We start from the raw sequence: 26,989 nt of genomic DNA, 5'->3' as shown, positions 1-26,989 counted from the left end.
GATGCCCATGAGGGACTGCCCATGAATACCCAGCGTGAATCAATCGACATTGCCATCATCGGCTCAGGCTTCGCCGGCCTGTGCATGGCCATCCAGCTCAAGCAGGCTGGCTTCAACGACTTTTTTGTTGCCGAGCAGGCGCAGACCCTCGGCGGCACCTGGCGCGACAATCACTACCCCGGCTGCGCCTGCGATGTGCAGTCCCACGTGTACTCGTTTTCGTTTGCGCCCAACCCGCACTGGTCGCGGCAATTTGCGCCGCAGGCCGAGATCCGCGCCTACCTCGAGCAATGCGAGCAGCGCTTTGAGCTGGCGCCCTACCTGCGGTTTGGCATGGGCCTGCAACGCGCGGTGTTCGATGAACACCAGCAGCGCTGGCAACTGAGCTTCAGCGATGGCCGCCAGGTGAGCGCGCGGGTGCTGGTGTCGGGCATGGGCGGCTTGTCGCGCCCGGCGCTGCCGAACATTCCGGGTCTGGAGAGTTTCAAGGGCAAGCGCTTCCATTCCCAGCAGTGGGACCACGACTATTCCTTGAAGGGCAAGCGTGTCGCAGTGATCGGCACCGGGGCCAGTGCCATCCAGTTCGTACCGCAGATTGCACCGCAGGTGGCGCACCTGGACCTGTTCCAGCGCACCCCGCCGTGGATCATGCCCAAGCCCGACCGACCGATTTCCGCCGGCGAACGCTGGCTGTTCAAACACCTGCCCTTCACCCAGCGGCTGGTCCGCAGCGCCTTTTACTGGGCGCTCGAAGGCCGCGTGGTGGGCTTTGCCCTGCATCCCCGGCTGATGACAATGGTGCAGAAAATCGCCCTGCGTCATTTGCGCAGGCAGGTCGCCCGCCCATCGCTGCGCAAGACCCTCACGCCGGATTACACCCTCGGCTGCAAGCGCGTGTTGATCTCCAACGACTACTACCCGGCGCTGTCGCGCAGCAATGTCGAGGTGGTGACCGACCCGGTGCTGCGCATCGAAGCCGACGGCGTCGTCACCGCCGACGGCATCAAGCACCCGGTCGACTGCCTGATCTTCGGCACCGGTTTCCAGGCCAGCGATCCCCTGCCCCGCGACTGCATCATCGGGCGCCACGGCGTTGACCTGATGGACACCTGGCACGACGGCGCACATGCCTATAAAGGCACCACGGTGCCGGGCTATCCAAACCTGTTCCTGATTGTCGGGCCCAACACCGGGCTGGGGCACAACTCGATGATTCTGATGATCGAGGCCCAGGTCGCCTACATCCTCGATGCGTTGCGACAGATGCAGCTCAAACGCATCGCCACGGTGGACGTCAAGCCTGCCGTCGAACAGGCCTGGAACAACCAATTGCAGGACAAACTCCAGCGCACCATCTGGAACACCGGCGGCTGCCAGAGCTGGTACCTCGACCCGCGCACCGGCAAGAACACCACGTTATGGCCGGGCTCCACCTGGCGTTTCAGGCAGCTCACCCGGCACTTTGCGCTCAAGGACTATGGGGTCGACCTGGCCCCCGTCCCGGCGCCCACGCGCGCAACGCCTGCGCCCCATTCCACTGCAGAAGGCAGCCTGTCATGAAGTCATTCGACGGCCGCGTGGCGGCCATTACCGGCGCGGCGTCCGGCATGGGCCGCGCATTGGCCCTGGCGCTGGCGCGCGAAGGTTGTCACCTGGCGCTGGCGGACGTGAACCGCCAGGGCCTGGAGCACACCGAAGCGTTGATTCGGTCTTCGACCCTGTCGCCAGTGCGGGTCACCACCCAGGTGCTGGATGTGGCCGACCGCCAGGCCGTGGACGACTGGGCCGCGCGCTGCGTGGCAGAGCATGGCGCGGTCAACCTGGTGTTCAACAACGCCGGCGTGGCGCTGTCGAGCACCGTCGAGGGCGTGAGCTACAGCGACCTGGAATGGATCATCGGGATCAACTTCTGGGGTGTGGTGCACGGCACCAAGGCGTTCCTGCCGCACCTCAAGGCCAGCGGCAACGGCCATGTCATCAACACCTCCAGCGTGTTCGGCCTGTTTGCCCAGCCCGGCATGAGCGGCTACAACGCCAGTAAATTTGCCGTGCGCGGCTTTACCGAGGCGCTGCGCCAGGAGCTGGATCTGCAACGCTGCGGCGTGTCCGCCACCTGCGTGCACCCCGGCGGCATTCGCACCGACATCTGCCGCAGCAGCCGCATCGACGCGAACATGACCGGCTTTCTGATCCACAGCGAGCAACAGGCCCGCGCCGACTTCGAAAAACTCTTCATCACCGACGCCGACCAGGCCGCCAGGGTGATCCTGCAAGGCGTGCGCAAAAACAAGCGCCGGGTGCTGATCGGCCGCGACGCGTATTTCCTCGACCTGCTCGCCCGTTGCCTGCCGGCCGCCTACCAGGCGCTGGTGGTGTTCGCCAGCAAACGCATGGCGCCCAAGCCGCGCAGGCCTGTGTTCGAACCCAACGACGAACCCCGTCTCTGAAAAAGGAGCACGCACCATGTTGCCTATCCGTCGCGATATCCGTTTTGCCTTGCCTGCCGAGCGCATCAAGAGCTGGCATGAACAAGGCCCGTTCGTCACGCATTTCTTCAATGCGCTGTCGCTGCTGTTTCCCCAGGGTGAGCTGTTCTTCATGGACAGCGTGCGCCACTACCGCTCGCGCATCGATGATCCTGCGCTGAAAAAGGAAATCCAGGGGTTTATCGGCCAGGAAGCCATGCACAGCCGTGAGCACGTGGCCTACAACAACCTGCTGGAGGACGCGGGATTGCCGGCGCATAAACTGGACAGCCGCCTCAAGGTGATTCTCGATCTGCAGAAAAAACACCTGCCGCCGTCCTTCAACCTGGCGGTGACCATAGCCCTTGAGCACTACACCGCGATGCTTGCGGAAATCCTCCTCAGCGACCCCTCGCGCTTCGGCGATTCACTCAAGGGCTACCAGCAGATGTGGTACTGGCACGCCCTTGAAGAAACCGAGCACAAGGCCGTGGCGTTCGATGTCTGGAACCGCGTCATCAAGCCCGGCCCCAAGCGTTACCTGCTGCGCACCGGCACCATGCTGTTCACGACCCTGTTCTTCTGGCTGGTGGTGCTGGATTTCCATGTACGCCTGCTGTTTGCCGACCGCAAGGCCGGCGGTCATTTGAAGGGGTTCTGGCGCATGTGCAAATTTTTGTACGGACCCAAAGGCGTATTCCCGCGGATGCTGGTGCCGTGGCTGCATTACTTCAAACCCGGTTTTCACCCCTGGGACCATGACAACCGCGCCCGCCTGGCGGGCATCGATGGGCTGGTCGAAGAGATCGAACAGACCCGCACTACCTATGAGTCGGCCAGCCTTTAAACCCATCAAACAGCGCGTTGACTATTCCTGTGGCGAGCGGGCGCGCCACAGGACCGTGGCGCGCTCGTCTGCCCGATCGAAAACCCCGTGGAACTTTGCCAACAAATAACCACCTGAATCCAGTACGCTCACCCTTTTTACATCAAGGAGTTATCTCAAATGGCCAAAGCCACCGCCCGCCACATCCTCGTTTCCACTGAAGAAAAGTGCAACGAACTGAAATCCCAAATCGAAGGCGGCGCCGATTTCGCAGAAATCGCCAAAGCCAACTCCAGCTGCCCATCCAGCCGTCAGGGCGGCGACCTGGGTTCGTTCGGTCCGGGCCAGATGGTCAAGGAATTCGACAGCGTGGTGTTCAGCGCCCCGGTCAACACCGTGCAAGGCCCGGTGAAAACCCAGTTCGGCTATCACCTGCTGGAAGTCACCAGCCGCCAGGACTGATCCTGCCGCGCTGATGCCCCAACAACGGCCCGCCTTCTGGCGGGCCGTTGTGCATGGGGTGACGGGCGACCCGTAAGCCGCTAACGTACAGCCCTCATTCTTCACCCGGCGCTCAAGGCTGACCATGCGATTGGCGTTTCCCCCACTCCTTAGCTCCATCCTGGCGCTGCTGCTGGCCAGCACGGCCGTGACCGCAGCTCCGCAGACCTACCTGACGGTCTACGGCGAGCCGGCCAAATACGCCGCCGGTTTCAGCCACTTCGACTACGCCAATCCCGATGCGCCCAAGGGCGGCACGCTGCGCCGTTCGGCGCTGGAGATCGGCCGTTTCGACCATGTGCTGCCCTATATCGACAAAGGCATCGGCGTGTCCCAGGTCGACGGCTGGCTCTACTCCCCGCTGGCCCAACGCTCGCTGGATGAGCCCTACACGGTCTACGGCCTGGTGGCGGAAAAGATGGAACGCGCCGACGATGGCCTGTCATTGCGTTTTTACCTCAACCCCAAGGCGCGGTTTGCCGACGGCACACCGATTACCGCCGAAGACGTGCGCTACAGCTACGACCTGCTGATGACCCAGGGCAGCCTGCGTTTTCGCACGCTGTTCGCCGATGTCAAACAGGTGGTGGTCGAAGGCGAGCGCCAGGTGCGCTTCGACTTTTCCAGCAACGAGAACCGCACTCTGCCCCTGGACCTGGCCACCCTGCCGGTATTGCCCGAGCACTGGTGGAAAACCCGCGACTTCGCCAACGGCGGCGGTTATGAAGCGCCCCTGGGCAGCGGCCCGTACAAGGTCAGCAAGATCGATTCGGGCAGCACCATCACCTTTACCCGCGACCCCGATTGGTGGGGCAAGGACCTGCCGGTCAGCCGTGGCCTGTACAACTTCGATCACCTGAGTCTGGAATACTTTGGCGACACCGAGGTGGCGCGCCAGGTGCTGCGCGGCGGCGCCTACGATTTCAACCGTGAGTTCTCCGCCACCGGTTATTCCATCGGCTACAACGGCCCGGCGCTGGACGACGGCCGTCTGCAACGCGCGCACCTGGCCAGGGAGATGCCGCAACCGGCCCAGGGCTACGTGTTCAACGTGCAGAATCCGCTGTTCAAGGACCGCCGCGTGCGCAAAGCTTTGGCGATGCTGTGGGACTTCGAGTGGGCCAACCGGCAGATGATGCACAACCTCTACATTCGCCAGCAGAGCTTCTTCTCCAACAGCCCGTTGGCCGCCACCCAGTTGCCCACCCAGGAAGAGCTGGCGATTCTCGAACCGCTGCGCGGCCAGGTGCCCGACGAGGTGTTCACCCAGGTGTTCAAGGCGCCGGTCACCGACGGCAGCGGCGTGATCCGCGATAAACAGCTGCAGGCCCTGGCCCTGCTGGAGGAAGCCGGCTGGAAACCCGAGGGCGACACGCTGGTGAACGCCCAGGGCGAACCGCTGGAATTCACTTTCCTCAACACGCAGACCGGCATGGAACGTCTGCTGCTGCCCTATAAACGCAACCTGGCGCAGATCGGCATCACCCTGAACATTCGCCGTATCGACTCCTCGCAGTACGTCAACCGCGTGATGGCGCGGGACTACGACATGATCGTCACAGGCTTTCCAGTCACCCCCTCGCCCGGGATGGAGCTGTACAACTTCTTTGGCTCGGCGGCCGCCCATGACCCCGGCGCCAACAACTACATGGTGCTCAAGGACCCGGCCGTCGACAGCCTGATCAAAGGCCTGGTCAAGGCAAACACCCAGGCGCAGATGCTCACCTACGCCCACGCCCTGGACCGGGTGCTGCAATGGAACTACCTGTGGATTCCCAATTACTACCCGCCGGGCACCTCCGCCGCGTGGTGGAACCGCTTCGGTCGCCCGGCCATCGAGGCCAAAAATGACGAAGCCCTGGAAACCTGGTGGGAAATCAGCCCCACACCGCTGACCCATGAACAAATGAACGCCGCACTGAAAAAACGCGCAGGTGCCCGCTGATGTTTGCCTATATCGTGCGGCGCCTGCTGCTGATCATCCCGACCCTGGTGATCATCCTGCTGGTGAATTTCGTCATCGTACAGGCCGCGCCCGGCGGGCCGGTGGAACAGGCTATCGCCCACCTGCAGGGGATCGGCGGCGGCGGCGTGGGGGCCGGCGCGGGCGAAAGCATCAGCGCCTCGCGCGCCAGCCGAGGCCTGGACCCCAAGCTGATCAAGGACATCGAAAAGCAGTACGGCTTCGACAAACCGGCCCCGGAGCGTCTGTGGCTGATGCTCAGCAACTACGCCCAACTGGATTTCGGCAACAGCTTCTTTCGCGGCAAAACCGTGATCGAGCTGATCCTGGAAAAAATGCCGGTGACGATCTCCCTCGGCCTGTGGGCCACCTTGATCACCTACCTGGTGTCGATCCCCCTGGGCATCCGCAAGGCCGTGCGCCATGGCAGCAGCTTCGATGTGTGGAGCAGCACCGCCATCGTGATCGGCTACGCGATGCCGGCGTTTCTGTTCGCGATGTTCCTGATCGTGGTGTTCGCCGGCGGCACCTCGCTGAACTGGTTCCCGGTGCGCGGCCTGGTCTCGGACAACTTCGACGAACTGAGTACCGTGGGCAAGGTTGCCGACTACTTCTGGCACCTGGTGCTGCCGGTCACCGCGCTGGTGATCGGCGGGTTCGCCACGCTGACCATCCTCACCAAAAACTCGTTTCTCAATGAAATCACCCGCCAATACGTAGTGACGGCCCGCGCCAAGGGCCTGAGCGAACGCCGCGTGCTTTACGGCCACGTGTTTCGCAACGCGATGCTGCTGGTGATTTCGGGCATTCCCCAGGCGTTCATCAGCGTGTTCTTCGCCGGCTCGCTGCTGATCGAGGTGATTTTTTCCCTCGACGGCCTGGGCCGCATGAGCTACGAAGCGGCAGTGTCGCGGGACTACCCGGTGGTGTTCGGCTCGTTGTTCATCTTCACGCTGTTCGGCCTGCTGATAAAACTCATCGGTGACCTCTGCTACACCCTGGTGGACCCGCGTATCGACTTCGCCGCGAGGAACGCCTGATGCTCAATCTGTCTCCCGTGGCACGCCGCCGTTTCGAGCGCTTCAAGAAAAACCGCCGGGGCTGGTGGTCGCTGTGGCTGTTTATCGGCCTGTTCATGCTCACCCTCGGCGGCGAGCTGATCGCCAACGACAAACCGCTGGTGCTGAGCTTCAAGAACGAGCTGTATTTTCCGGTGTTCAAGCGCTATACCGAGCAACAGTTCGGCGGGCAGTTGCCGTTCCAGGCCGACTACCGCAGTGACTACGTGCAAACCCTGATCAAGCAGGACGGCGGCTGGATGCTGTTTCCGCCGATTCCGTTCAGCGACGACACGCCCAACTACGAACTGACCCGTCCTGCCCCCAGCCCGCCCTCGGCGGTGAACTGGCTGGGCACCGATGACCAGTCCCGCGATGTGCTGGCGCGGGTGATCTTCGGTGCGCGCGTATCGATCCTGTTTGCGTTGGCCCTCACGGCCATCAGCGGCGCCATCGGCATTGCCGCCGGGGCCTTGCAGGGTTACTACGGCGGCTGGGTGGACCTGCTCGGGCAGCGCATCCTTGAAGTGTGGTCGGGGCTGCCGGTGTTGTACCTGCTGATCATCCTGTCGGGGTTCGTGGAGCCCAATTTCTGGTGGCTGCTGGGGATCATGGCGCTGTTTTCCTGGCTGGCCCTGGTGGACGTGGTGCGCGCCGAGTTCCTGCGCGGGCGCAACCTGGAGTACGTCAAGGCCGCGCGTGCCCTGGGCCTGGGCGACGGCAAGATCATTGGCCGGCATATCCTGCCCAATGCAATGACCGCCACCTTGAGCTACCTGCCGTTTATCCTCACCGGTGCGATTTCCACCTTGAGCGCCCTGGATTTCCTCGGCTTCGGCATGCCCGCTGGGAGTGCCTCGCTGGGCGAGCTGATCGCCCAGGGCAAGCAGAACCTGCAAGCGCCGTGGCTGGGCCTGACGGCGTTTTTTACCCTGGCGCTGATCCTGTCGCTGCTGGTGTTTATCGGCGAGGCCCTGCGGGATGCCTTCGACCCCCGCTCATGAGTGACTGCCTATGAACCTCATCGAAATCCGCGACCTGTGCGTCGCGTTCAGCGGCCAGACCGTGGTGCGCAACCTCAGCCTGGACGTGCGCGAGGGCGAATGCCTGGCGCTGGTGGGCGAGTCGGGCTCGGGCAAGTCGGTGACCGCCCACTCGATCCTGCAACTGCTGCCCGAAGCCGGCACCCACACCACAGGCTCGGTGAAATACCGTGACCAGCAATTGGTCGGCGCAGCGCCCGCCACCTTGCAGAAACTGCGCGGCAATCGCATTGCGATGATCTTTCAGGAGCCGATGACCTCGCTCAACCCGCTGCACAGCATCGAAAAGCAGATCGGCGAAACCCTGCTGCTGCACAAGGGCCTGGGCGGCAAGGCGGCGCAGGCGCGCATCCTCGAACTGCTCGAACTGGTGGGCATTCAAAACCCCCGGGAGCGCCTCAAGGCCTATCCGCACCAACTGTCCGGCGGCCAGCGCCAGCGGGTGATGATCGCCATGGCGCTGGCCTGCGAGCCGCAACTGCTGATCGCCGACGAACCCACCACCGCGCTGGACGTGACCGTGCAGCGCAAGATCCTGCTGCTGCTCAAGTCGCTGCAGCAACGTCTGGGCATGTCGCTGCTGCTGATCAGCCACGACCTCAACCTGGTGCGCAGCATTGCCCAACGCGTGTGCGTGATGCGGGCCGGCGAGATTGTCGAACAGGCCGCGTGCGAAACCCTGTTCACCGCGCCGCAGCACCCTTACAGCCGGTTGCTGCTCGACGCCGAGCCCTCGGGCGAAGCGTTGTGCAGCGACACCCGCGAAACGGTGTTGCAGGTGGACGACCTGAGCGTGAAATTTGCGCTGGGCGGCGGGCTGTTTCGCCGCAAGACGTATCTGCAGGCGGTGGACGGCATCAGCCTCAGCGTGCAACGCGGCAAGACCCTGGGGATTGTCGGCGAATCGGGCTCGGGCAAATCCACCCTGGGCCAGGCGATCCTGCGCCTGCTCGACTCCACCGGCAGCATTCGCTTCCAGGACGCAGCCCTCGACCTCCTCAGCCATCAGCAGATGCGCCCGTGGCGCAAACAGATGCAGGTGGTGTTTCAGGATCCTTACGGCAGCCTCAGCCCGCGCATGTCGGTGCAGCAGATCATCGGCGAAGGGCTGGAAGTGCATGCACCGTGCAGCCTGGCCGAACGCGATGCGCAGGTGATCCAGGTGCTCAGGGACGTGGGCCTGGACCCGGCCAGCCGGCATCGCTACCCCCACGAATTCTCCGGCGGCCAGCGCCAGCGCATCGCCATCGCCCGCGCGCTGGTGCTCAAGCCGGCGCTGATGCTGCTGGACGAACCCACCTCGGCGCTGGACCGCACGGTGCAAAAACAGGTGGTGACGCTGCTGCGCGAACTTCAAGAAAAATATGGCCTGACGTATCTGTTTATCAGCCATGATCTGGCGGTGGTACGCGCCATGGCCCACGACATGATCGTGGTCAAGGACGGCAAGGTGGTGGAACGCGGGCCGAGCCATCAGGTGTTCGACGCGCCGCAGCACCCCTACACCCGGGAACTCCTGGCCGCCGCGCACATTGCACGGTAAGGAATACAGGAAACCCATCACTTGTGGCGAGCGGGCTTGTCCCGCGTTGGGGTGCGAAGCACCCCCAATCCAGCAAAACGCGGTGTACCTGATACGACTCAGCGCCTGGTTTTGGGGCTGCTGCGCAGCCCAACGCAGGACAAGCCTGCTCGCCACAGGGAATCTGCGCTCAACTGAACGGCATTGGGGCTTAACCGCTCGCCACAACGCAATTGTGTGAGGTTTTTATGACGAATTTGCATGGCAGGACCGCCCTGGTCACCGGTTCCACCAGCGGCATCGGCCTGGGGATCGCGCTGAGCCTGGCCGAGGCCGGTGCCGACCTGATCCTCAACGGCTTCGGCGACGCCGACGCAGTGATCGCCCAGGTGCAGGCGTTCGGCGGCAAGGTCGGCCATCACCCGGCCGACGTCAGCGACCCGGCGCAGCTCGCCGACCTGTTCGCCTATGCCGAGCGCGAATTCGGCGGGGTGGATATCCTCGTCAACAATGCCGGCATCCAGCACGTGGCGGCGGTGGAAGACTTCCCGGTGGAGCGCTGGGATTCGATCATTGCGATCAACCTGTCCTCGGTGTTCCACACCACGCGCCTGGGCCTGCCGGGCATGAAGGCCAAGGGCTGGGGACGTATCGTCAATATTGCCTCGGTGCACGGTCAGGTCGGTTCGGTGGGCAAGGCGGCGTATGTGGCGGCCAAGCACGGCGTGATCGGCCTGACCAAGGTGGTGGGCCTGGAGACGGCTGCCAGCAACGTCACCTGCAATGCGATCTGCCCCGGCTGGGTGTTGACCCCGCTGGTGCAGAAGCAGATCGATGATCGCATCGCCAAGGGCGTCGACCCGCAGCAGGCGCAGCATGATTTGCTCGCCGAAAAGCAGCCATCGCTTGAGTTCGTCACACCGCCGCAACTGGGTGAGCTGGTGTTGTTCCTCTGCAGCGACGCCGGCAGTCAGGTACGCGGCGCCGCCTGGAACATCGACGGTGGCTGGCTGGCGCAATAGTGCAAGGCTTTACCCCTGAAGATGAAAGGTTTCAGCTCATCGGAGGGTTTTAGAGAAAAACCCCCAGGGCATGCTATTTTTCGAGGGTAGTCACCCGGCCGTTTCCCACGGGATAATGGGTGTTGTCATTTTTTCAAAGCGTCAGGCTCAGGGCTTTTTTCATGAATGGAACATCCACCGGTAGCGAAGCCGGCGCATTGATTGCGCGGCTGGACTGGGCACGAAGCCCCCTCGGTGAGGCCAATGACTGGCCGCAAAGCCTGCGTACCGCAGTGGATATCGTCGTGCATTCGCCGATGCCGATGCTGCTGCTGTGGGGCCGCGACCTTATCCAGTTGTATAACGATGGTTTTGCCCAACTGGCCGGCAACAAGCACCCGGACGCACTGGGGCAGCCGGCGCATCACACCTGGCCGGAACTGCAGGACTTCACCGCACCGATCTACGACGCCGTACTCGGCGGCCAGGTGCGCACCTTCAGCGAGCAGCGCTTTGTGCTGCAACGCGAGGGGCGCGACGCCGAGATCTGGCTCGACCTCACCTACAGCCCGGTGCGCGATGAAAGCCGCCAGGTCGCTGGTATCCTGGTCACCGCCATCGAGACCAACGAGCGCCGCCGCAAGGCCATCGAGCTGCAGCAACGCTCCGAAGACAGCCTCAAGGCCCAGCACAACACCGAGCAACGCCTGCAACTGGCACTGGCGGCGACCGACGCGGTGGGCACCTGGGACTGGGATATCGGCGAAGACCGCTTTATCGCCGACGCGCATTTCGCCTTCCTCCACGGCGTCGACCCCGATCAGGCCAGCCTGTTGCCGATCAGCGACTACCTGTTGGGCGTGCACCCCGAAGACCGTGGCATGGTCACGCGCAGCATCAAGCATTGCATCACCTTCGGCACCGAATACGCCGAGGAATACCGCCTGATGCAGGCCGACGGCGAAGTGCGCTGGGTATTCGCCCGCGGTCGTTGCTACAAGGACCCCCAGGGGCGGCCCGCGCGCTTCCTCGGCGCCGCGCTGGACCTCACCGAACGCAAGCACACCGAACAGGCCCTGCGCCAAAGCCAGACCGAGCTGCAACTGATCATCAACGCGATGCCGGTGCTGATCGGCTATGTCGACCATGAACAGCGGTTTCGCCTGAACAACAGCGCCTACCTCGAGTGGTACGGCATGACGCCCCAGGAGCTGTACGGCAAGACCATCCGCGAAGTGCTCGGCGACGAGGTGTATGCCGGCCGCCAGGACAAGATCGCCGCTGCCCTGCGCGGCAAGGCCTGCAGCTTCATGACCCTCACGCCGCATCGCGACGGGCGCCCGCGCCATGCGCTGATGAAGTACCTGCCGCGGTTCAGCAACGACGGTTCGGTAAACGGTTTTTATATCTTTGTGATCGACGAGACCGAACGCAAGCTCACCGAAGAAGCCCTGCGCCACCTCAACGAGAACCTCGAAGAACGCGTGGCCCAGCGCACCCAGGCGCTGGCCGAGGCCAACCAGCGCCTGCAGAACGAGATGTACGAACGCGAGCGCGCCGAAGACGCGCTGCGCCACGCGCAAAAAATGGAAGCGGTGGGCCAGCTCACCGGCGGCATTGCCCATGACTTCAACAACATGCTCACCGGCATCATCGGCAGCCTCGACCTGATGCAGCGCTACATCGCCGGCGGGCGCAGCGAAGAGATCGGCCGCTTTGCCGACGCCGCCGTGTCCTCCGCCCATCGTGCGGCCGCCCTCACCCACCGGCTGCTGGCGTTCTCGCGGCGCCAGTCGCTCGACCGCCAGCCCACCGACCCCAATCAACTGGTGGCGTCGCTGGAGGATCTGTTCCAGCGCACCAAAGGCGCACACATCTCGCTCAAGGTGCAACTGGGCCAGGACATCTGGCCGGTCAACACCGACGCCAGCCAACTGGAAAACGCCCTGCTCAACCTGGTGATCAACGCCCGCGATGCGATGCCCGATGGCGGCGAACTGCTGATCGAAACCGCCAACAGTTACCTGGACGGCACCGATATCACCACCCTCGAACCGGTCAAGGCCGGCGACTACGTGATGCTGGGCGTGAGCGACAACGGCAGCGGCATGGCGCCGAAAATCCTCGCCAAGGCGTTCGATCCGTTCTTCACCACCAAGCCCATCGGCCAGGGCACCGGCCTGGGCTTGTCGATGATCTACGGGTTTGCCCAGCAGTCCGGCGGCCATGTCACCATCCAGAGCGAACCGGGCCAGGGCACCTGCGTGCGCCTGTACCTGCCGCGCCTGCACGGCACCGCACTGGAAAGCAGTTTGCCGACGCACTTGAGCGAAGCGCCGGTGGCCCTGGCCGGTGAAGCGGTGGTGGTGGTCGAGGACGACGCGGCGGTGCGCATGCTGGTGGTCAATGTGCTCGACGAACTCGGCTACACCGCACACCAGGCGGCGGATGCCCGCGCGGCGTTGCCGTTGCTGGAGTCGGATTTGCGCGTCGACCTGCTGGTGACCGACGTCGGCCTGCCGGGCATGAACGGCCGGCAACTGGCAGAAATCGCACGCCAGCATCGTCCCGGTCTGCGCGTGTTGTTCATGACCGGTTACGCCGAGAAAGCCGCCGAGCGCCAGGGCTTCCTGGAGGACGGCATGGACATGGTGGCCAAGCCGTTTTCCATTGATCTGCTGGCCACCAAAATCCGCAGCATGATCGGCGTTGCCGAATGAGTTCAGGCATAATCGCGCGCCGTCGCCCACCTGGTAGAACACGATGAAAGCCCAAGCCCGTCATATCCTGGTGAAAACCAGCGAAGAAGCCGAACAACTCAAGCAGCGCATCGCCAAGGGCGAAGCCTTCGATGTGCTGGCCAGGAAGTATTCCACCTGCCCATCGGGCAAGCGCGGCGGTGATTTGGGTGAAGTGCGACCGGGGCAGATGGTGGGGGCGATTGATGCGGTGATCTTCAAGAAGCCCGTGAAGGTGGTTCACGGGCCGATCAAGAGCAAGTTCGGGTATCACCTGGTGCAGGTGTTTTACCGGGATTGAGGGGTTGGCCTTGCACCGCTATCGGGGGCAAGCCCCCTCCCACACTTGAAGGTATTCACAGTTCAAACTGTGGGAGGGGGCTTGCTCCCGATCCGCCCCGGGCGGCCATTCACCCCCGAGGTATCAGCGCCCCCGGCACCTGAATCACTCGACTCGCCAACCGATGCCCCGCCAGTGCAGCCTCCTGCGGCGAACCGCCCTTGAGCCGGGCGGCCAGGTACGCCGCGCTGAACGAATCCCCCGCCGCTGTCGTATCCACCACCGTTTCGACCTTCAATGCCGGCACGGCAACGCGTGCGCCGTCGCAGCGAATCCGGCACTCATCCGCGCCGCGCTTGAGCACCACCTCGGTAATCGCCGGGTACGCCGCGAACACCTGCTCGCTGTCGGCATAACCGAACAACGCCTGCTCGTCGTCTTCGGTGAGCAAGGCGATATCCACCTCGGCCATGACCTTGCGATACGCCACCCGCGCTGCCTCGATATCGGCCCACAGGCGTGGCCGGTAATTGTTGTCGAACACCACCTTGCCGCCGCGCCTGCGGGTTTCGGCCAGCGCCAGCAACAAACGCCCGCGGCCGATTTCACCCAATACCGCCAGGGTGATACCGCTGAAATACACCAGGTCATAGCCCGGCAACGCCGCCAGGATCGGCTCGGCCGCAGGCGTGGTGAAACAGTCGCGCACCGCTGCTTCGTTGCGCCAGTAGAGAAATTTACGCTCGCCATTGGCGTCGGTCTGGATGCAATACAAACCCGGCAGACGCCCCGGCAGGCGTTGGACCATGCTCAGCCCCAGGCCCTCGTCGGTCCACTGCCGGCACATGGCATCGCTGAAACTGTCATCGCCCAGGGCGGTGACGTAGTCGACGGTGCCGACTGCGCCCAGCTCGCGGCGCAGGTACACCGCCGTGTTCAGGGTATCGCCGCCGAAGCTCTGGTGCAGGCTGCCGTCGGCGCGGTGTTGCAGTTCGATCATGCATTCGCCGATCAGGGCGATGCGCGGTTGGGTGGTCATGGCGATGCTCTCCGGTGTGGCGGATGGCCTCATCGCAGGCAAGCCAGCGATGAAGGCAACGCGGTCTAAAAACAGGTACGCAGGGACTCGATCACGCGCAACTCGTCATCCACCAGGCAGCCCACCTGCCACTTGTCAAAGGTCAGGCAAGGGTGTGACGTGCCGAACGAAATGATGTCGCCAATTCGCAGTTCAACCTGCGGCGCCACTGTCATGAACGCATGCTGGTCCATCACCGCAGTGACCTGGCACGCACTCACGTCATCGCCCTCGGCCGGCACGATGCCAGCCCTGTAGCGTTTGAGCGGCACCGGCAGACCGGCGTCAAAGGCCACGTCGCGCTTGCCCAGGGCAATCACCGCAAAGCCGGGTTCGGGCAGCGACTGCACGTGTGCCCAGACTTCCATGGCCGGGCGCAGCCCTTCGTCGAGGTCACTGCGCCGGTCGAGCACGCAGCATTGCGCGTCCTTGTAGATACCGTGGTCGTGGGCCACGTAGCTGCCCGGGCGCAATACGCTGAGGAAACGGCCGGCGGCGTTCTGCTGTTCGAAGGACGCGGCGATCAGGTCGTACCACGCCGAGCCCGAGGCGGTGACGATGGGCTTGGCGAGGTCGAATGCGCCGTTGTCCTGCAGGTCCACCGCCAGGCGCACCAGGCTCGCGGCGAAGTCGCGGATGCCGCTGATGGCGTGCTCGCCGTGGATCACGCCTTCGTAGCCTTCGATACCGGTGAGGGCCAGGGCCGACTGGGCCTTGATCGCCGCCGCCAGGTCGCGCACCTGCTGCTCGCTGCGGCAACCGCAGCGGCCGCCGACCACGCCGTATTCGATCATCACGTTCAGGCGCAGGCCGCGCGCGGCGAAGAACAGGCCCAGGTCGGCGACGTTGTCCGGGTGGTCGACCATGCAATGGAAGTCGAACTGCGGGTCCTCCAGCAACTCGGCGATCAGCGCCATGTTCGGCGCGCCCACCAGTTGGTTGGCCATCAACACCCGGCGCACGCCACCGGCGTAGGCGGCGCGGGTCTGCACCGCGTTGGCGAGGGTGATGCCCCAGGCACCGGCGGCAAGCTGACGCTGAAACAGCGCCGGCATCATGCTGGTCTTGCCGTGGGGCGCGAGTTCGGCGCCGCTGCTGCGGACAAAATTCTGCATCCAGCGAATGTTGTGTTCCAGGGCATCGCGGTGCAGGACCAGGGCCGGCAGGCTGACGTCGCGGACCAGATGGGCACCGACGGCGGCGGCGCCTTTTTCAACGGCGTTGAGGGCGGACATGCAAAACTCCTATTCGTTGATGCGCCGGGCCAACTGGTTGGCGCTGTCGATCAACACCCGGCGGTAATCGTTGTAATGGGTAATTGCGTCGGCCCGTGGCGCGACGATGCACAGGGTGGCAATGCTTACCCCCTGGGCGTCCCGTACCGGGGCGGCGAAGCAGTGGGTGAAGGTGTCGGCCACGCTGTCGAAGGAAAAGAAGCCGTCGAGGGTGGCCTGGCGGATCTGCGCCAGGAAGGTGTCCAGCGCCAGGCGCTGGCCGTCCGGCAGGATGAAGTCGTCGGGGTCGATCAGGTCGATGATCTGCTGGTCGCTCAGGTGCCCGAGCAACAGGCGCCCGGAGGCAGTCCACGGGATCGGCGCGTTTTCGCCGATGTCCGAGGAAATACGGAAATGCCGCTCGCCCTCACGCATCAGCGCCACCGTGTATTTGCGCCCGTTGAGCAGGCACATCTGCGCGGTTTCGTGGGTCTGGCTGACGATTTCCTGCAAGGCGTGGTCGGCCTCGCGGGTCAGGTCGAAATGGCGCAGGTGCGCCTGGCCGAGAAAATACAGCTGGCGGCCCAGATAGACGTGGCCGTCCTTGCCCACGGTCTCCAGAATGCGCCGCTCCAGCAGCGAGGCGACCAGTTCGTAGACCGTGGATTTGGGGCTGCCGATGCCGCTGGCAATATCATTCGGACGCAGGGGCTGGCCGACCTCCTTGAGAAAATCGAGGATATCGAATGCCCGGTCCAGGCCCTTGGCGCGGCGTTTGATGGGGTCTTCGGTCATGGCAGTTCAGCCCTTTTTCCTGTAGGCCACACAATCGATCTCCACCTTGCAATCCACCATCATGCTGGCCTGCACACAGGCCCGCGCCGGGGCGTGTTCCGGGGTGAAGTATTCGCCGAAGACCTTGTTGAAACTCCAGAAGTCGCGCGGGTCTTCCAGCCAGACGCCGACGCGTACCACGTCTTTCAATTCGTAGCCGGCCTCTTCGAGGATCGCCACCACATTGCGCAGGGTCTGCCGGGTTTGCTCGATGATCCCGCCGGTGATGATTTCGCCGTCCACCGCAGGTACCTGGCCTGACACATAAAGCCAACCGTCGGCTTCCACCGCGCGGGCAAAAGGACGAGGCTGACCACCTCCGGCGGTGCTGCCGGCTCCGTAACGAGTAATGCTCATAAAAACAGGCTCCTGATTAAAAACGAATGTTCTTCAAAAATTCTGCCAGGCGCGGCGATTGCGGGCGCTCGAACACCTCTTTCGCGCTGCCCTGCTCTTCAATGCGGCCTTGGTTCATAAACACGATTTTGTCCGAGACTTCATACGCAAAGCGCATCTCGTGGGTGACCAGCAACATGGTCATGCCCTCCTCGGCCAGGCCCTTGATCACACTGAGCACTTCGCCGACCAGCTCCGGGTCGAGGGCCGAGGTGACTTCGTCGAACAGCATCAGGCTGGGGTTCATCGCAATGGCCCGGGCAATCGCCACACGTTGCTGCTGACCGCCGGACAACTGGCCGGGAAAGTGATTGCGCCGTTCCAGCAGCCCCACGCGGTCCAGCCATTTTTCGGCCAGTGCCACCGCCTCGTCCCTGGGCATCTTCTTGACTTTCAACAGGCCCAACGTGACGTTCTGCAACGCCGTCAGATGGGGGAACAGGTTGAACTGCTGGAACGCCATGCCGGTCATCGCGCGGTGCCGGGCGATCATACGCTCCGGGTGGCGCACGCGCTTGCCGCTGCTTTCGCTGTAGCCGATGGACTCACCCTCCAGGGTGATCTGCCCGCCCTGGAACTCTTCGAGCAGGTTGACGCAGCGCAGCAGCGTGGTCTTGCCCGAGCCGCTCGAGCCGATCAGTGTTACCACGTTGCCGCGCTGCAGGCTCAGGTCGACGCCCTTGAGCACTTCGAGCTCGCCGTAGTGTTTGTGCAGGCCGCGAATGTCCAGCAGCGGTTGGGTTGTTTGAGGCTGGTTCATGGCAAGGCCACCCGTTTTTCAATGTAGCGCCCGAATAATTCAATGGCGTAGTTGATGACAAAGAACAGAAAGCCCGCGAACAGGTAGAACTCCAGGGTCATGAAGGTGCGTGCGATCACCTGCTGGGTGCTGAGCAGCAGCTCGGCCACGCCGATCACCGAGAGCAACGTCGAGGCTTTGACGATTTCCGTGGACGAATTGACCCAGGTCGGCAGGATCTGGCGCAGCGCCTGGGGCAACAGCACGTAGCCCAGCGACTGGTAGAACGTCAGCCCAATCGCCCGGCCCGCCTCGAGTTGCCCACGGGGGATGGCCTGCAGGGAGCCGCGCACGATTTCTGCCACATGGGAACCGCAGAACAGCGTGAGCCCGACCGCACCGGCCTGGAACGCGCTGATCTGCCAGCCGAGCGCCGGCAGCATGTAGAAACACGCCAGCACCAGCACGAACACCGGCGTGCCACGGATCAGGTCGACATACAGGCGAAACGGCGCGCGCATCCAGAACCTGCCGTAGGTGAGGATCAAGCCGGCGACAATGCCGATCAGGGTGCCGAAAAGTATCGCCAGGGCCGACACGTAGACGCTGGCCTGGAAGCCGGCCCAAAGCGTGTCACGGGCGATCCACAGTTCCTGCAGCCAACTGGGGGATTGATACATGGAGGCCGCTCCTAACGACGGATCGCCAAGCGCTGTTCCAGGTAGCGGAGCAGCATGGCGATGAGGTAACAGGCAGCCACGTAGAGCGCCGTCGTGACCAGCCAGGTTTCGATCACCCGGTAGCTTTCGACATTGATCTTACGGGCGTAATAAGTCAGCTCGGGCACCGCGATGGCGGCGGCCAGTGACGTGTCCTTGAACAGCGAAATAAAGTTGTTCGACAGCGCCGGCAGCACGTTGCGCAGCATGACCGGCACGCTGATGTACGCGCGAATCCGCCACTCGCCCAGGCCGATGGCCAGGCCGGCTTCGCGCAGGCCCTTGGGGATATTCAACAGGCCGGCGCGGAACACTTCGGTGAGGTAGGCACCGGCGTACAGCGACAGGGTGATGATGAACGAGGGGATCTTGTCCAGGCGGATGCCCAGGCTCGGCAAGGCGAAGTAGATCAACAGGATCAGCACCAGGATCGGCGTATTGCGCACCACTGTGACGTACACCGAGGCGAGGATGCGCAAGGCACGGTGCCGGGACAGCATGGCGAAGGCCATCAACAGGCCAATCACGCAGCCGATGGCGATCGAGATCAACGCCAGCGTCAGGCCCAGGCCGAGCCCCGCCAGCAAGGTGTCGAAGTCGCGCCACACGGCGGCAAAGTTCAACTGATAATTCATGGTTGGCAGCACCTGCTCGGGGCGTCGTCGGCGACGCCCCAGGGTTTACGATTTACTTGAACTCAACCGGGAAGCCGATCGCGGGTTCCGGCAGGTCCACGCCGAACCACTGCTTGAACGAGGCCTTGTAGGTGGGGAACTCCACGCCGGTCATGGCTTCATGCAGGGCGGTATTGACGAAGTTCAGCCAGTCCTGATCGCCACGCTTGACCGCGCACGCATAGGTCTGCGGGCTCCAGGCGTAGGTCGGGCTGCGGTAGCGGCCGGGGTTCTGCACCATCAGGTACTTGACCGAAGACTGGTCGGTGGCGGCGGCATCGGCGCGCCCGGAGTTCACGGCCTGGTACATCAGGTCGACGCTGTCGTACTGATCGACCCTGGCCTTGGGCAGTGCCTGGTGCACCAGTTCTTCGGCGTACACGTTCTGCAGCACGGCCACGGTGACGCTGTCGCCTGCGGCCTGCAGGTCTTCGATCTCTTTATATTTGCTGTTGTTGGGCAGCAGCAGGCCCACGCCTTCGCGGTAGTACGGCAGGGTGAACGCCACCTGTTGCGCACGGCTGGCGGTGACGGTGATGAACTGGCACGTCATGTCGACCTTGTCGGTCAGCAGGTTGGGAATGCGCGCGTCAGACGACTGCACCACGAACTCGACCTTGCTCGGATCATTGAACAGCCCCTTGGCGACGATGCGGCCGATATCGATATCGAACCCCTGCAACTTGCCATCCGCGCCCTGGAAGTGCCACGGCGCATTGGTGCTGCCGGTGCCCACGATCAGATGCCCGCGCTTGAGCACGGCATCGAGCTTGCTGTCCGCCGCCTGCACCAGGCCGGCAAGGGACGCCGAGGCGGCGAAAAGAAAAACACACGCGTTGAACACGAAAGGTCGGTGATGCATGGCGAGCACTCCAGGGGCTGTATATTCCGCTATACCGGAACTTGGTATGTAACAACGGAATAGACAGCAGAAAGTGTGCCACTGCCGCTGACAGAACACCATGGCAGGAATAAACCTGTTGATAATCAAGTGGATGAATAGCGCGGCGAAATGCAGCAGTGCGTCGGCATTTCCTATTGCAGTGCTACCCAGGGCCTCATACAGGGCGTGACAGCGCCATGCCAGTGCGTCACGCCCTGTTACCGGGCGCAGCGCCCTCTGGAAAAATCCCGGCGCTGGACTAGCCTTTGGCACACCTCTGACGACAAGGAATGCGCCCGATGAAGCTTCGTCTCACCCTGCTGCTGCTCACCCTGCTGGCAGCCAACAGCGCCTGGGCCAGCAACGACCGCCGCGAATGCAAGGAAGAACTGCAGAAACTCAAGGAGGCGTTCAACGTCGACTACACCAGCCAGAACCACCATGGCTACCGCGAGGCGAAGGCGTCCCGCGACAATGAGGAATACCGCAAATGCGCCGGCCAGGCGCGCAAGGCGCGCGAACGCATAGAGCGTGACCGCGATGCTTGATACCTGTGAAGGTTGACAGTAGACGCTGAGGATCGGCCGATTTAGCGTACCGGTGGCGGCTGTTCAGGCCGGGTGCGCAAGGAGGATCGTCATGGGCGCTGCAAATAGGGTCATCAATGACCTCAAGGAATACGAGAGCATCCTCAAGGAACACGAGCGGGTAATCGTTCTGTTTACCTCACCCTACTGCCAGGCGTGCCTGGGCGTCGGCCCGCGCTTTGAACGCATCGCGGCAAAATACGCCCACAGCATCAAGAGTCTGCTGTTGGACACCACGCAGACACCGAAGATCGAAGGCGTGGACGGCACCCCGACCCTGGTGGTGTATAAAAATGCCCAGGAGGTGGAGAACCTCAAGGGCATCGGTGACCCGCAGGACCAGGAAGCATTTCTGGAGGACGTGTTTAAAGACTACGTGCCGACGGCACCAGCACCACCTGTGTGACCCGCCGCTCCTCCACCGCCGCCACCGTCAGGCGCCAGCCCTCATGCTCCAGGCTATCGCCCAGTACCGGCAGGCGGTCCAGCAGGCTCATCACCAGCCCGGCCAGCGTCTGATAGTCCTCGGTCGCCGCCGCCTTGAAACCGGTGCGCTGACGCACCTGGTTCAGGTTCAACGCACCATTGGCGCGAAAGCCCACGCCCTCCTCGACGATATCCGGCCCTTCGATCTCGCTGGCGTCCGGTAATTCGCCGGCGATGGATTCGAGGATGTCGGTCATGCTCAACACCCCCATGAAGTCGCCGAATTCGTTGATCACGAAGGCAATGTGGGTGGATTCCTGGCGCATCTGTTCCAGGGCATTGAGGATCGAGAAACTGTCCAGCAGGTTGATCGCCCGGCGCGCGAGGTGTTCCAGGTTAGGCGCGTTGCCGGCCAGGTACTCCTTGAGCAGTTCCTTTTTGTGCACAAAGCCCAGCGGTTCATCCACCGCGCCGTTGCGGATCAGCGGCAGACGCGAGTAGGACGAGTGCATGAGTGTTCGACGAATCGTCTCGGCATCGTCCGCCAGATCGATGCAGTCGACCTTGGCCCGTGGCGTCATCAGGGTGCGGATCGGCCGCTCGGCCAGTTGCAGCACACCGCTGATCATTACCCGTTCACGTCGGTCGAACAGTGGGCCCTGGGCGGCATCCGCCTCGCCCAGCAGGTCGGCGACGTCGTCATCCACCTCTTCCACCGCCAGGCGGCGCCCGCCCAGCAGGCGCATCACCGCATGGGCGGTGCGCTCACGCACTGGCAACACGCCCTGCGCCGACTTCTTGCGGCGCGCCCGCGCGATCTGGTTGAAGATCTCGATCAGGATCGAGAAACCAATCGCGGCGTACAGGTAGCCCTTGGGAATATGGAAGCCCAGGCCTTCGGCGGTCAGCGCGAAGCCGATCATCATCAAAAAGCCCAGGCACAGCATGATCACCGTCGGGTGTGCGTTGACGAAGCGGGTCAGCGGTTTGCTGGCCACGATCATCAGGCCGATGGAAACAATCACCGCGATCATCATCACCGCCAGTTCATCGACCATGCCCACGGCGGTAATCACCGCGTCGAGGGAGAACACCGCGTCGAGCACCACGATCTGCGCCACGATCGGCCAGAACATCGCATACGCCACATTGCCGCTGCGCTGGGCCACATGGCCTTCAAGGCGCTCGTGCAACTCCATGGTGGCCTTGAACAGCAGGAATACACCGCCAAACAGCATGATCAGGTCACGGCCGGAGAAGCTCTTGTCGAACACCTCGAACAACGGCTGAGTGAGAGTGACCAGCCAGGAAATACTCGCCAGCAGGCCCAGGCGCATCAGCAGCGCCAGGGACAGGCCGATCAACCGCGCACGGTCGCGCTGCTCAGGGGGCAGTTTGTCCGCCAGGATCGCGATAAACACCAGGTTGTCGATGCCCAGCACCAGTTCCAGCACAATCAGGGTCGCCAGGCCAAGCCAGGCCGTTGGGTCCGCTAACCATTCCATTTGTATAAGTCTCTGTGTTCAGTTTTCAGGAGACCGGGCACGGCAGTGCGCGATCAGTGGACCGGGACAGGGTTGGCAGTCGGAATACGGGGTGCTTGAGCGGGAACAGCGACGGTGCGTGTCTTGGGGAAAGACGACTGGGAGGCTCCAAGAGGGTGTTCATGCAAGTCCTGCGATGGGAAAAGGACTTGAATCCTACAGCTGAAATATAAATTTCCCACAACGCAAAACTATTACAAGATCTGTAAAGGCGCTGTGGCAACGGTGCCCGCAGTGGCGAGCGCCTCTATGGCGAGCGTGCTTGCCCTAATGCCGTTCAGTTAAGCGCAGATTCCCTGTGGGAGTGGTGTTGCGACGATTCGACTTGCCCGCGAAAGCGGTGGGTCTTCAACATCAATGTTTTCTGGGCCGACGCCATCGGGAGCAAGCCCCCTCCCACATTTTGTACAGCGTTCGGCAGACCATTCCGGTCGGCTCTCAGGCCGCCACGCTTTTGCTTTTGCTTTTGCTTTTGATCTGGAAGCGCCCCGTCAAACACGCTGGCCGAACGCAGGTTTTGGAGCGTGGGTAACCCGGCAGGACGCCGGGTTAGCCGCGCTGGGCCAAGGATGGCCCATCGCGGCGGCCCACGCTCCAAAGCCTGCGTGAGGGCACACCGAGCCTGGGCGAGGTGCCGAGTGTTGGGGCAAGAGCGTTTTGCTTACTTTTGCGCTTTTCAAAAGTGAGCCGCCGTCAGGGCGGAACCCTAAGCCGCCGTTACCGCACAAACCGATAGGTACACCGAAAAGTCGCACCGCTCGTTGCTTCGAGCATCACGTTGGCTTAACTGAACGGCATTAGGGCTTGCCCCGCGTTAGGCTGCGAAGCAGCCCCAGTAAAGCACCCCCGCAGGGTAAGACAGATCCGATTGGCAGGTTTTGGGGGCGCTTCGCGCCCCAACGCGGGGCAAGCCCGCTCGCCACAACAAGCCCGCTCGCCACAACAAATACACTCCCCACTACAAATCCATTCGCCATCATTCGCCACAACGAGCCCGGCAGCCAAAACCGCTGAAATCAATCCAGGTCCGCAGCCTCATGCCGCTCCGCCAGTTGCTCGGACACCTCGCCGAACACCCGGTTGACCCGACGCCCGCGCTTGACCGCCGGCCGTGCGTCGATCGCCTTGGCCCAGCGCATCACGTGGGTGTACTCATGCACCGAAAGAAACTCTGCGGCGTCATACAGGCGGCCCAACACCAACCCACCGTACCAGGGCCAGATCGCAATATCGGCAATGCTGTAGGTATCCCCGGCAATGTATTCACTCTCGGCCAGGCGCTTGTCCAGCACATCCAACTGACGCTTGGCTTCCATGGCAAAGCGATTGATCGGGTACTCCATCTTGCTCGGCGCATAGGCATAGAAATGCCCGAAACCACCGCCCAGGTACGGCGCACTGCCCATCTGCCAGAACAGCCACGACAGGCACTCCGCCCGCGCTGCCGGCTCCGTCGGTAATAACGCAGCGAACTTCTCGGCCAGGTACTGCAGGATCGCGCCGGATTCAAACACGCGAATCGGCGTGGCGCCGCTGTGGTCCATCAGCGCGGGAATCTTGGAGTTCGGGTTCACCGCCACAAACCCGCTGCCGAACTGATCGCCGTCGCCGATCTTGATCAGCCACGCGTCGTATTCGGCACCGGTATGCCCCAGCGCCAGGAGTTCTTCCAGCAGGATCGTGACCTTCTGCCCATTGGGCGTGGCCAGGGAGTACAGCTGCAACGGATGCTTGCCCACCGGCAGCGCCTTGTCATGGGTGGCACCGGCGATGGGCCGGTTGATGCTGGCGAAGGTGCCGCCACTTTCAGCGTCCCAGGTCCAGACTTTCGGCGGCTGGTAGTCAGTCATGCTCGGTTCTCCCGTGGGTTGCAACAGTAGGTTGGAAACATTTCGATACTGCCAGCCGGGCGACGTTCCATCCAGCGCCAATCGGTGTGCCTACACCCAGCCGCCGTCGACAATGAAGTTCTGCGCCGAACACATCGCCGCCGCGTCCGACGCGAGGAACAACGCCATATTGGCAATATGCTCCGGCAACACGCTGCCCGGCAGGCACTGGCTGCGCGCGATCAAGTCCCTGGCAGCATCGTCCACCCACATCGCCAGTTGCTTCTCGGTCATCACCCAGCCCGGCACCAGCGTGTTCACGCGGATATGGCTGGGCCCCAGCTCACGCGCCAGGGCACGGGTCATGCCGTGGGCCGCCGCCTTGCTGGCGGCATAAACGGGGTAGCCGGCCGAGGCCATCATCCAGCCGACGGAGCCCAGGTTGATGATCGAACCGCCGCCCGCCTCTTTCATGCCCGGTACCACCGCCTTGGCGGCAAAGAATGCATGCTTGAGGTTGACCGCGATCAGCCGGTCGAACGTCTCCGAGTCGACTTCCTCCAGGGTGTGGCGCACGTCATTGGCAGCATTGTTCACCAGCACCGTGATCGGCCCCAGCGAATGCTCGAACCGGCCGATAGCCGCGCGATAGCCAATCTCGTCGGTGATGTCGCAGCACACGAACTCGACGGTGTGCCCCTGCGAACTCAACAGCGCCGCCAGGCGTTCGCCCTGGCTTTGCGCGCGGTCCACAAACGCCACCTTGGCGCCCTGCGCGGCAAAGGCTCGCACCATGAACTCACCAATGCCCGAAGCACCGCCGGACACCAGCACGGTTTTGCCCTTGAGGTCGGGATACACAGCCTGCGGAATACTCATATAACGGTTGCCTCGATCAATTAGTCTTATTTTATTTTACGAAATCGGCGTTAAAGGCTATAAATTCGCTGTCACACCGACAAAATATCGCTATTAGTAGAACTATTCCACTCAAAACAACAAAAGGAAGTTCGACCATGAAGCACCCTCGATACCTGCTCTCCGGCCTCGCCCTGTCCATGCTGGTTGCCAGTGGCGGCGCCCAGGCAGCCGGCCTGAGCAGCGAGCACAAGCCGTTCGGCAAGACCCATGACGGCACGCCCGTCGAACAGTACATTCTGCGCAACAGCCACGGCATGCAAGCCACGGTCATCACCTACGGCGGCGTGTTGCAGTCGTTGAAGGTGCCGGACAAGCACGGCAAGGTCGAGGACGTGGTGCTCGGGTTTGATGACGTGCAAGGCTACCAGGCCGGCACCGCGTTCTTTGGCGCGACCATCGGGCGTTTCGGCAACCGCCTGGCCGGCGGCGCCTTTGAACTCGACGGCAAGCGCTTCCAGGTGCCGCTCAACGATGGCCCCAACTCGCTGCATGGCGGCGCCCAGGGCTTCGACAAGCATGTGTGGAAAGCGGCGCAGGTCAAGGACAAGGACTCGGTGGGCGTCACCCTCACCTACCTGTCCAAGGATGGCGAAATGGGCTTCCCCGGCAACCTGAAGACCGAAGTCACCTACCGCCTCAATGACAAAAACGAACTGCACATCGACTACAAGGCAACCACCGACAAACCCACCGTGCTCAACCTCACCAACCACAGCTACTTCAACCTGGCCGGCGCGGGCAATGGCGACATCCTCAAGCAGGTTGCCACCCTGCACGCCAGCCACTACACGCCGGTGAATGCCACGCTGATTCCGACCGGCGAACTGGCACCGGTGGCGGGCACGCCGATGGACTTCCTCAAACCCACGCCTATCGGCCAGCACATCAAGGACGATCACCCGCAGCTCAAGTTCGCCGAGCCCAAGCAAGGCGGGTTCGACTTCAACTGGGCGCTGGATACCAAGGGCGACGTCAGGCAACTGGCTGCCGAGGTGCATGACCCCGAGTCGGGCCGCCGTCTGCAGCTCTACACCAGCGAGCCGGGAGTACAGTTCTACACCAGCAACTTCCTCGATGGTTCGGTGAAGGGCAAGGCCGGCAAGACGTACCTGCACTGGAGCGGGTTTACCCTGGAGACCCAGCATTTTCCGGATGCGCCCAACCAGCCCAACTTTGCCTCGACCCGCTTGAACCCGGGGCAGACCTACACCCAGAACACAATCTTCAAATTCTCCGCCGATTGAAATTGTGGGAGGGGGCTTGCTCCCGATGGCGGTGGGTCAGCGACTGATGTGCTGACTGATTCACCGCTATCGGGAGCAAGCCCCCTCCCACATTGGTTCCTCGTAAGGCTTGAGGTCAGCGTTGCTTCATGCGGTCGATGACCACCGCCAGCAACAGGATCGAGCCGCGGATCACGTATTGATAAAACGTGTCGATGTTCTTCAGGTTCATCGCGTTTTCGATGATCGCCAGAATCAGCACCCCGGCAATCACGTGGCGGATCATGCCGATGCCGCCGCTCAGCGATACCCCGCCCAGCACGCAGGCGGAAATTACCGTCAGCTCGAAACCCTGGCCGATCATCGGCTGGCCCGAGGTCATGCGCGAGGCGAGGATGACGCCGGCCAGGGCGCCGATCAGGCCGTGCACGGCGAAGATGATGATCTTGGTGCGGTCAACGTTGACCCCCGCCAGCAGCGCCGCTTCCGGGTTGCCGCCGATGGCCATGGTGTTGCGCCCGTAGG

At 63.0% G+C, this 26,989-nt stretch carries 26 protein-coding genes; 14 read left to right on the top strand and 12 right to left on the bottom strand.

The features are described from left to right. Positions 1 to 21 precede the first annotated feature (21 nt). From LUB09_RS21995 to LUB09_RS21945, 11 genes are all read left to right on the top strand, one after another. Positions 22 to 1,560 carry a flavin-containing monooxygenase gene (locus tag LUB09_RS21995; RefSeq protein WP_231423682.1) on the top strand — a complete coding sequence of 513 codons (1,539 nt, stop codon included), beginning with the start codon at positions 22 to 24 and terminating at the stop codon, positions 1,558 to 1,560. Beyond that, positions 1,557 to 2,447, top strand: coding sequence for an SDR family NAD(P)-dependent oxidoreductase (locus LUB09_RS21990; RefSeq protein WP_209981416.1), 891 nt, complete (start codon positions 1,557 to 1,559; stop codon positions 2,445 to 2,447). Before LUB09_RS21995 ends, LUB09_RS21990 begins: the two co-directional genes overlap by 4 nt. Positions 2,448 to 2,463: 16 nt before the next feature. Then, on the top strand, positions 2,464 to 3,312 hold the full coding sequence (locus LUB09_RS21985) for a metal-dependent hydrolase (protein ID WP_231423681.1): 849 nt from the start codon (positions 2,464 to 2,466) through the stop codon (positions 3,310 to 3,312). A 159-nt stretch (positions 3,313 to 3,471) separates the two neighbouring features. Next, entirely contained in the window at positions 3,472 to 3,753 is a 282-nt protein-coding gene (locus LUB09_RS21980) for a peptidylprolyl isomerase (protein WP_057010182.1), read from the top strand. 124 nt (positions 3,754 to 3,877) lie between these two features. Further along, positions 3,878 to 5,737, top strand: coding sequence for an extracellular solute-binding protein (locus tag LUB09_RS21975; RefSeq protein WP_209981411.1), 1,860 nt, complete (start codon positions 3,878 to 3,880; stop codon positions 5,735 to 5,737). Beyond that, positions 5,737 to 6,795: a microcin C ABC transporter permease YejB gene (locus LUB09_RS21970; RefSeq protein WP_209981409.1), complete on the top strand. Its 1,059-nt coding sequence runs from the start codon at positions 5,737 to 5,739 to the stop codon at positions 6,793 to 6,795. The genes LUB09_RS21975 and LUB09_RS21970 overlap by 1 nt, the downstream gene beginning before the upstream one ends. Next, entirely contained in the window at positions 6,795 to 7,817 is a 1,023-nt protein-coding gene (locus LUB09_RS21965) for an ABC transporter permease (protein WP_209981407.1), read from the top strand. Before LUB09_RS21970 ends, LUB09_RS21965 begins: the two co-directional genes overlap by 1 nt. Before the next feature lie 10 nt (positions 7,818 to 7,827). Continuing rightward, positions 7,828 to 9,399 carry an ABC transporter ATP-binding protein gene (locus LUB09_RS21960; RefSeq protein ID WP_231423680.1) on the top strand — a complete coding sequence of 524 codons (1,572 nt, stop codon included), beginning with the start codon at positions 7,828 to 7,830 and terminating at the stop codon, positions 9,397 to 9,399. Positions 9,400 to 9,626: 227 nt separating this feature from the next. After that, on the top strand, positions 9,627 to 10,400 hold the full coding sequence (locus tag LUB09_RS21955; RefSeq protein ID WP_231423679.1) for a 3-hydroxybutyrate dehydrogenase: 774 nt from the start codon (positions 9,627 to 9,629) through the stop codon (positions 10,398 to 10,400). A 161-nt stretch (positions 10,401 to 10,561) separates the two neighbouring features. After that, the gene (locus LUB09_RS21950) at positions 10,562 to 13,099 is read left to right on the top strand and encodes a PAS domain-containing hybrid sensor histidine kinase/response regulator (protein WP_231423678.1); all 2,538 of its coding nucleotides are present in this window, start codon (positions 10,562 to 10,564) and stop codon (positions 13,097 to 13,099) included. Positions 13,100 to 13,142: 43 nt separating this feature from the next. After that, on the top strand, positions 13,143 to 13,418 hold the full coding sequence (locus LUB09_RS21945) for a peptidylprolyl isomerase (RefSeq protein WP_057010175.1): 276 nt from the start codon (positions 13,143 to 13,145) through the stop codon (positions 13,416 to 13,418). Between the two features lie 109 nt (positions 13,419 to 13,527). Here LUB09_RS21945 and LUB09_RS21940 read toward each other — a convergent pair whose 3' ends face one another. From LUB09_RS21940 to LUB09_RS21905, 8 genes are all read right to left on the bottom strand, one after another. Beyond that, positions 13,528 to 14,436 (bottom strand): sugar kinase, encoded by a 909-nt coding sequence (locus LUB09_RS21940; RefSeq protein ID WP_209981398.1) that lies wholly within the window; start codon positions 14,434 to 14,436, stop codon positions 13,528 to 13,530. Between the two features lie 65 nt (positions 14,437 to 14,501). After that, positions 14,502 to 15,710: an amino acid deaminase gene (locus LUB09_RS21935; protein ID WP_209981396.1), complete on the bottom strand. Its 1,209-nt coding sequence runs from the start codon at positions 15,708 to 15,710 to the stop codon at positions 14,502 to 14,504. A gap of 9 nt (positions 15,711 to 15,719) precedes the next feature. Then, positions 15,720 to 16,484: an IclR family transcriptional regulator gene (locus LUB09_RS21930; protein ID WP_209981394.1), complete on the bottom strand. Its 765-nt coding sequence runs from the start codon at positions 16,482 to 16,484 to the stop codon at positions 15,720 to 15,722. Positions 16,485 to 16,490: 6 nt separating this feature from the next. Further along, positions 16,491 to 16,880: a RidA family protein gene (locus tag LUB09_RS21925; RefSeq protein WP_209981390.1), complete on the bottom strand. Its 390-nt coding sequence runs from the start codon at positions 16,878 to 16,880 to the stop codon at positions 16,491 to 16,493. 16 nt (positions 16,881 to 16,896) lie between these two features. Beyond that, positions 16,897 to 17,679: an amino acid ABC transporter ATP-binding protein gene (locus tag LUB09_RS21920; protein WP_209981388.1), complete on the bottom strand. Its 783-nt coding sequence runs from the start codon at positions 17,677 to 17,679 to the stop codon at positions 16,897 to 16,899. After that, a complete protein-coding gene (locus tag LUB09_RS21915; RefSeq protein WP_231423677.1) occupies positions 17,676 to 18,338 on the bottom strand; it encodes an amino acid ABC transporter permease in 663 nt (220 codons plus the stop codon). Before LUB09_RS21915 ends, LUB09_RS21920 begins: the two co-directional genes overlap by 4 nt. Positions 18,339 to 18,349: 11 nt before the next feature. Beyond that, the gene (locus LUB09_RS21910; protein WP_015372301.1) at positions 18,350 to 19,012 is read right to left on the bottom strand and encodes an amino acid ABC transporter permease; all 663 of its coding nucleotides are present in this window, start codon (positions 19,010 to 19,012) and stop codon (positions 18,350 to 18,352) included. A gap of 52 nt (positions 19,013 to 19,064) precedes the next feature. Continuing rightward, positions 19,065 to 19,913 (bottom strand): transporter substrate-binding domain-containing protein, encoded by an 849-nt coding sequence (locus LUB09_RS21905; protein ID WP_209981386.1) that lies wholly within the window; start codon positions 19,911 to 19,913, stop codon positions 19,065 to 19,067. A 320-nt stretch (positions 19,914 to 20,233) separates the two neighbouring features. Here LUB09_RS21905 and LUB09_RS21900 point away from each other — a divergent pair, with 320 nt between their 5' ends. Together LUB09_RS21900 and LUB09_RS21895 are read left to right on the top strand one after the other, a co-directional pair. Next, positions 20,234 to 20,482, top strand: coding sequence for a hypothetical protein (locus tag LUB09_RS21900; RefSeq protein ID WP_209981383.1), 249 nt, complete (start codon positions 20,234 to 20,236; stop codon positions 20,480 to 20,482). Between the two features lie 91 nt (positions 20,483 to 20,573). Next, a complete protein-coding gene (locus LUB09_RS21895) occupies positions 20,574 to 20,927 on the top strand; it encodes a thioredoxin family protein (protein WP_209981381.1) in 354 nt (117 codons plus the stop codon). Here the strand turns inward: LUB09_RS21895 and LUB09_RS21890 are convergent. The 3 genes from LUB09_RS21890 to LUB09_RS21880 form a co-directional block, all read right to left on the bottom strand. Next, positions 20,887 to 22,452, bottom strand: coding sequence for a TerC family protein (locus LUB09_RS21890; protein ID WP_231423676.1), 1,566 nt, complete (start codon positions 22,450 to 22,452; stop codon positions 20,887 to 20,889). The genes LUB09_RS21895 and LUB09_RS21890 overlap by 41 nt on opposite strands. Before the next feature lie 1,055 nt (positions 22,453 to 23,507). Continuing rightward, positions 23,508 to 24,341 (bottom strand): glutathione-dependent disulfide-bond oxidoreductase, encoded by an 834-nt coding sequence (gene yghU / locus LUB09_RS21885; protein WP_231423675.1) that lies wholly within the window; start codon positions 24,339 to 24,341, stop codon positions 23,508 to 23,510. 90 nt (positions 24,342 to 24,431) lie between these two features. Then, a complete protein-coding gene (locus LUB09_RS21880) occupies positions 24,432 to 25,199 on the bottom strand; it encodes an SDR family NAD(P)-dependent oxidoreductase (RefSeq protein WP_057010163.1) in 768 nt (255 codons plus the stop codon). Positions 25,200 to 25,336: 137 nt separating this feature from the next. Here LUB09_RS21880 and LUB09_RS21875 point away from each other — a divergent pair, with 137 nt between their 5' ends. Continuing rightward, entirely contained in the window at positions 25,337 to 26,485 is a 1,149-nt protein-coding gene (locus LUB09_RS21875) for an aldose epimerase family protein (protein ID WP_209981374.1), read from the top strand. A 115-nt stretch (positions 26,486 to 26,600) separates the two neighbouring features. Here the strand turns inward: LUB09_RS21875 and LUB09_RS21870 are convergent. Beyond that, positions 26,601 to 26,989, bottom strand: a 389-nt coding sequence (locus LUB09_RS21870; protein ID WP_442964109.1) for an ABC transporter permease subunit, incomplete at its 5' end; no start/stop codon positions are given.

Source organism: Pseudomonas sp. Leaf59 (assembly GCF_920984685.1).
Lineage (GTDB): Bacteria > Pseudomonadota > Gammaproteobacteria > Pseudomonadales > Pseudomonadaceae > Aquipseudomonas.
Note: the sequence above shows the minus strand (reverse complement) of the source record. Positions and strands in the feature narration are given on the sequence as shown.

What these genes read in the sequence shown, in the direction of transcription:
- LUB09_RS21995 (WP_231423682.1), top strand. Translation starts at nt 22, where the DNA reads ATGAATACCCAGCGTGAATCAATCGACATTGCCATCATCGGCTCAGGC.
- LUB09_RS21990 (WP_209981416.1), top strand. Translation starts at nt 1,557, where the DNA reads ATGAAGTCATTCGACGGCCGCGTGGCGGCCATTACCGGCGCGGCGTCC.
- LUB09_RS21985 (WP_231423681.1), top strand. Translation starts at nt 2,464, where the DNA reads ATGTTGCCTATCCGTCGCGATATCCGTTTTGCCTTGCCTGCCGAGCGC.
- LUB09_RS21980 (WP_057010182.1), top strand. Translation starts at nt 3,472, where the DNA reads ATGGCCAAAGCCACCGCCCGCCACATCCTCGTTTCCACTGAAGAAAAG.
- LUB09_RS21975 (WP_209981411.1), top strand. Translation starts at nt 3,878, where the DNA reads ATGCGATTGGCGTTTCCCCCACTCCTTAGCTCCATCCTGGCGCTGCTG.
- LUB09_RS21970 (WP_209981409.1), top strand. Translation starts at nt 5,737, where the DNA reads ATGTTTGCCTATATCGTGCGGCGCCTGCTGCTGATCATCCCGACCCTG.
- LUB09_RS21965 (WP_209981407.1), top strand. Translation starts at nt 6,795, where the DNA reads ATGCTCAATCTGTCTCCCGTGGCACGCCGCCGTTTCGAGCGCTTCAAG.
- LUB09_RS21960 (WP_231423680.1), top strand. Translation starts at nt 7,828, where the DNA reads ATGAACCTCATCGAAATCCGCGACCTGTGCGTCGCGTTCAGCGGCCAG.
- LUB09_RS21955 (WP_231423679.1), top strand. Translation starts at nt 9,627, where the DNA reads ATGACGAATTTGCATGGCAGGACCGCCCTGGTCACCGGTTCCACCAGC.
- LUB09_RS21950 (WP_231423678.1), top strand. Translation starts at nt 10,562, where the DNA reads ATGAATGGAACATCCACCGGTAGCGAAGCCGGCGCATTGATTGCGCGG.
- LUB09_RS21945 (WP_057010175.1), top strand. Translation starts at nt 13,143, where the DNA reads ATGAAAGCCCAAGCCCGTCATATCCTGGTGAAAACCAGCGAAGAAGCC.
- LUB09_RS21940 (WP_209981398.1), bottom strand. Translation starts at nt 14,436, where the DNA reads ATGACCACCCAACCGCGCATCGCCCTGATCGGCGAATGCATGATCGAA.
- LUB09_RS21935 (WP_209981396.1), bottom strand. Translation starts at nt 15,710, where the DNA reads ATGTCCGCCCTCAACGCCGTTGAAAAAGGCGCCGCCGCCGTCGGTGCC.
- LUB09_RS21930 (WP_209981394.1), bottom strand. Translation starts at nt 16,484, where the DNA reads ATGACCGAAGACCCCATCAAACGCCGCGCCAAGGGCCTGGACCGGGCA.
- LUB09_RS21925 (WP_209981390.1), bottom strand. Translation starts at nt 16,880, where the DNA reads ATGAGCATTACTCGTTACGGAGCCGGCAGCACCGCCGGAGGTGGTCAG.
- LUB09_RS21920 (WP_209981388.1), bottom strand. Translation starts at nt 17,679, where the DNA reads ATGAACCAGCCTCAAACAACCCAACCGCTGCTGGACATTCGCGGCCTG.
- LUB09_RS21915 (WP_231423677.1), bottom strand. Translation starts at nt 18,338, where the DNA reads ATGTATCAATCCCCCAGTTGGCTGCAGGAACTGTGGATCGCCCGTGAC.
- LUB09_RS21910 (WP_015372301.1), bottom strand. Translation starts at nt 19,012, where the DNA reads ATGAATTATCAGTTGAACTTTGCCGCCGTGTGGCGCGACTTCGACACC.
- LUB09_RS21905 (WP_209981386.1), bottom strand. Translation starts at nt 19,913, where the DNA reads ATGCATCACCGACCTTTCGTGTTCAACGCGTGTGTTTTTCTTTTCGCC.
- LUB09_RS21900 (WP_209981383.1), top strand. Translation starts at nt 20,234, where the DNA reads ATGAAGCTTCGTCTCACCCTGCTGCTGCTCACCCTGCTGGCAGCCAAC.
- LUB09_RS21895 (WP_209981381.1), top strand. Translation starts at nt 20,574, where the DNA reads ATGGGCGCTGCAAATAGGGTCATCAATGACCTCAAGGAATACGAGAGC.
- LUB09_RS21890 (WP_231423676.1), bottom strand. Translation starts at nt 22,452, where the DNA reads ATGGAATGGTTAGCGGACCCAACGGCCTGGCTTGGCCTGGCGACCCTG.
- yghU (WP_231423675.1), bottom strand. Translation starts at nt 24,341, where the DNA reads ATGACTGACTACCAGCCGCCGAAAGTCTGGACCTGGGACGCTGAAAGT.
- LUB09_RS21880 (WP_057010163.1), bottom strand. Translation starts at nt 25,199, where the DNA reads ATGAGTATTCCGCAGGCTGTGTATCCCGACCTCAAGGGCAAAACCGTG.
- LUB09_RS21875 (WP_209981374.1), top strand. Translation starts at nt 25,337, where the DNA reads ATGAAGCACCCTCGATACCTGCTCTCCGGCCTCGCCCTGTCCATGCTG.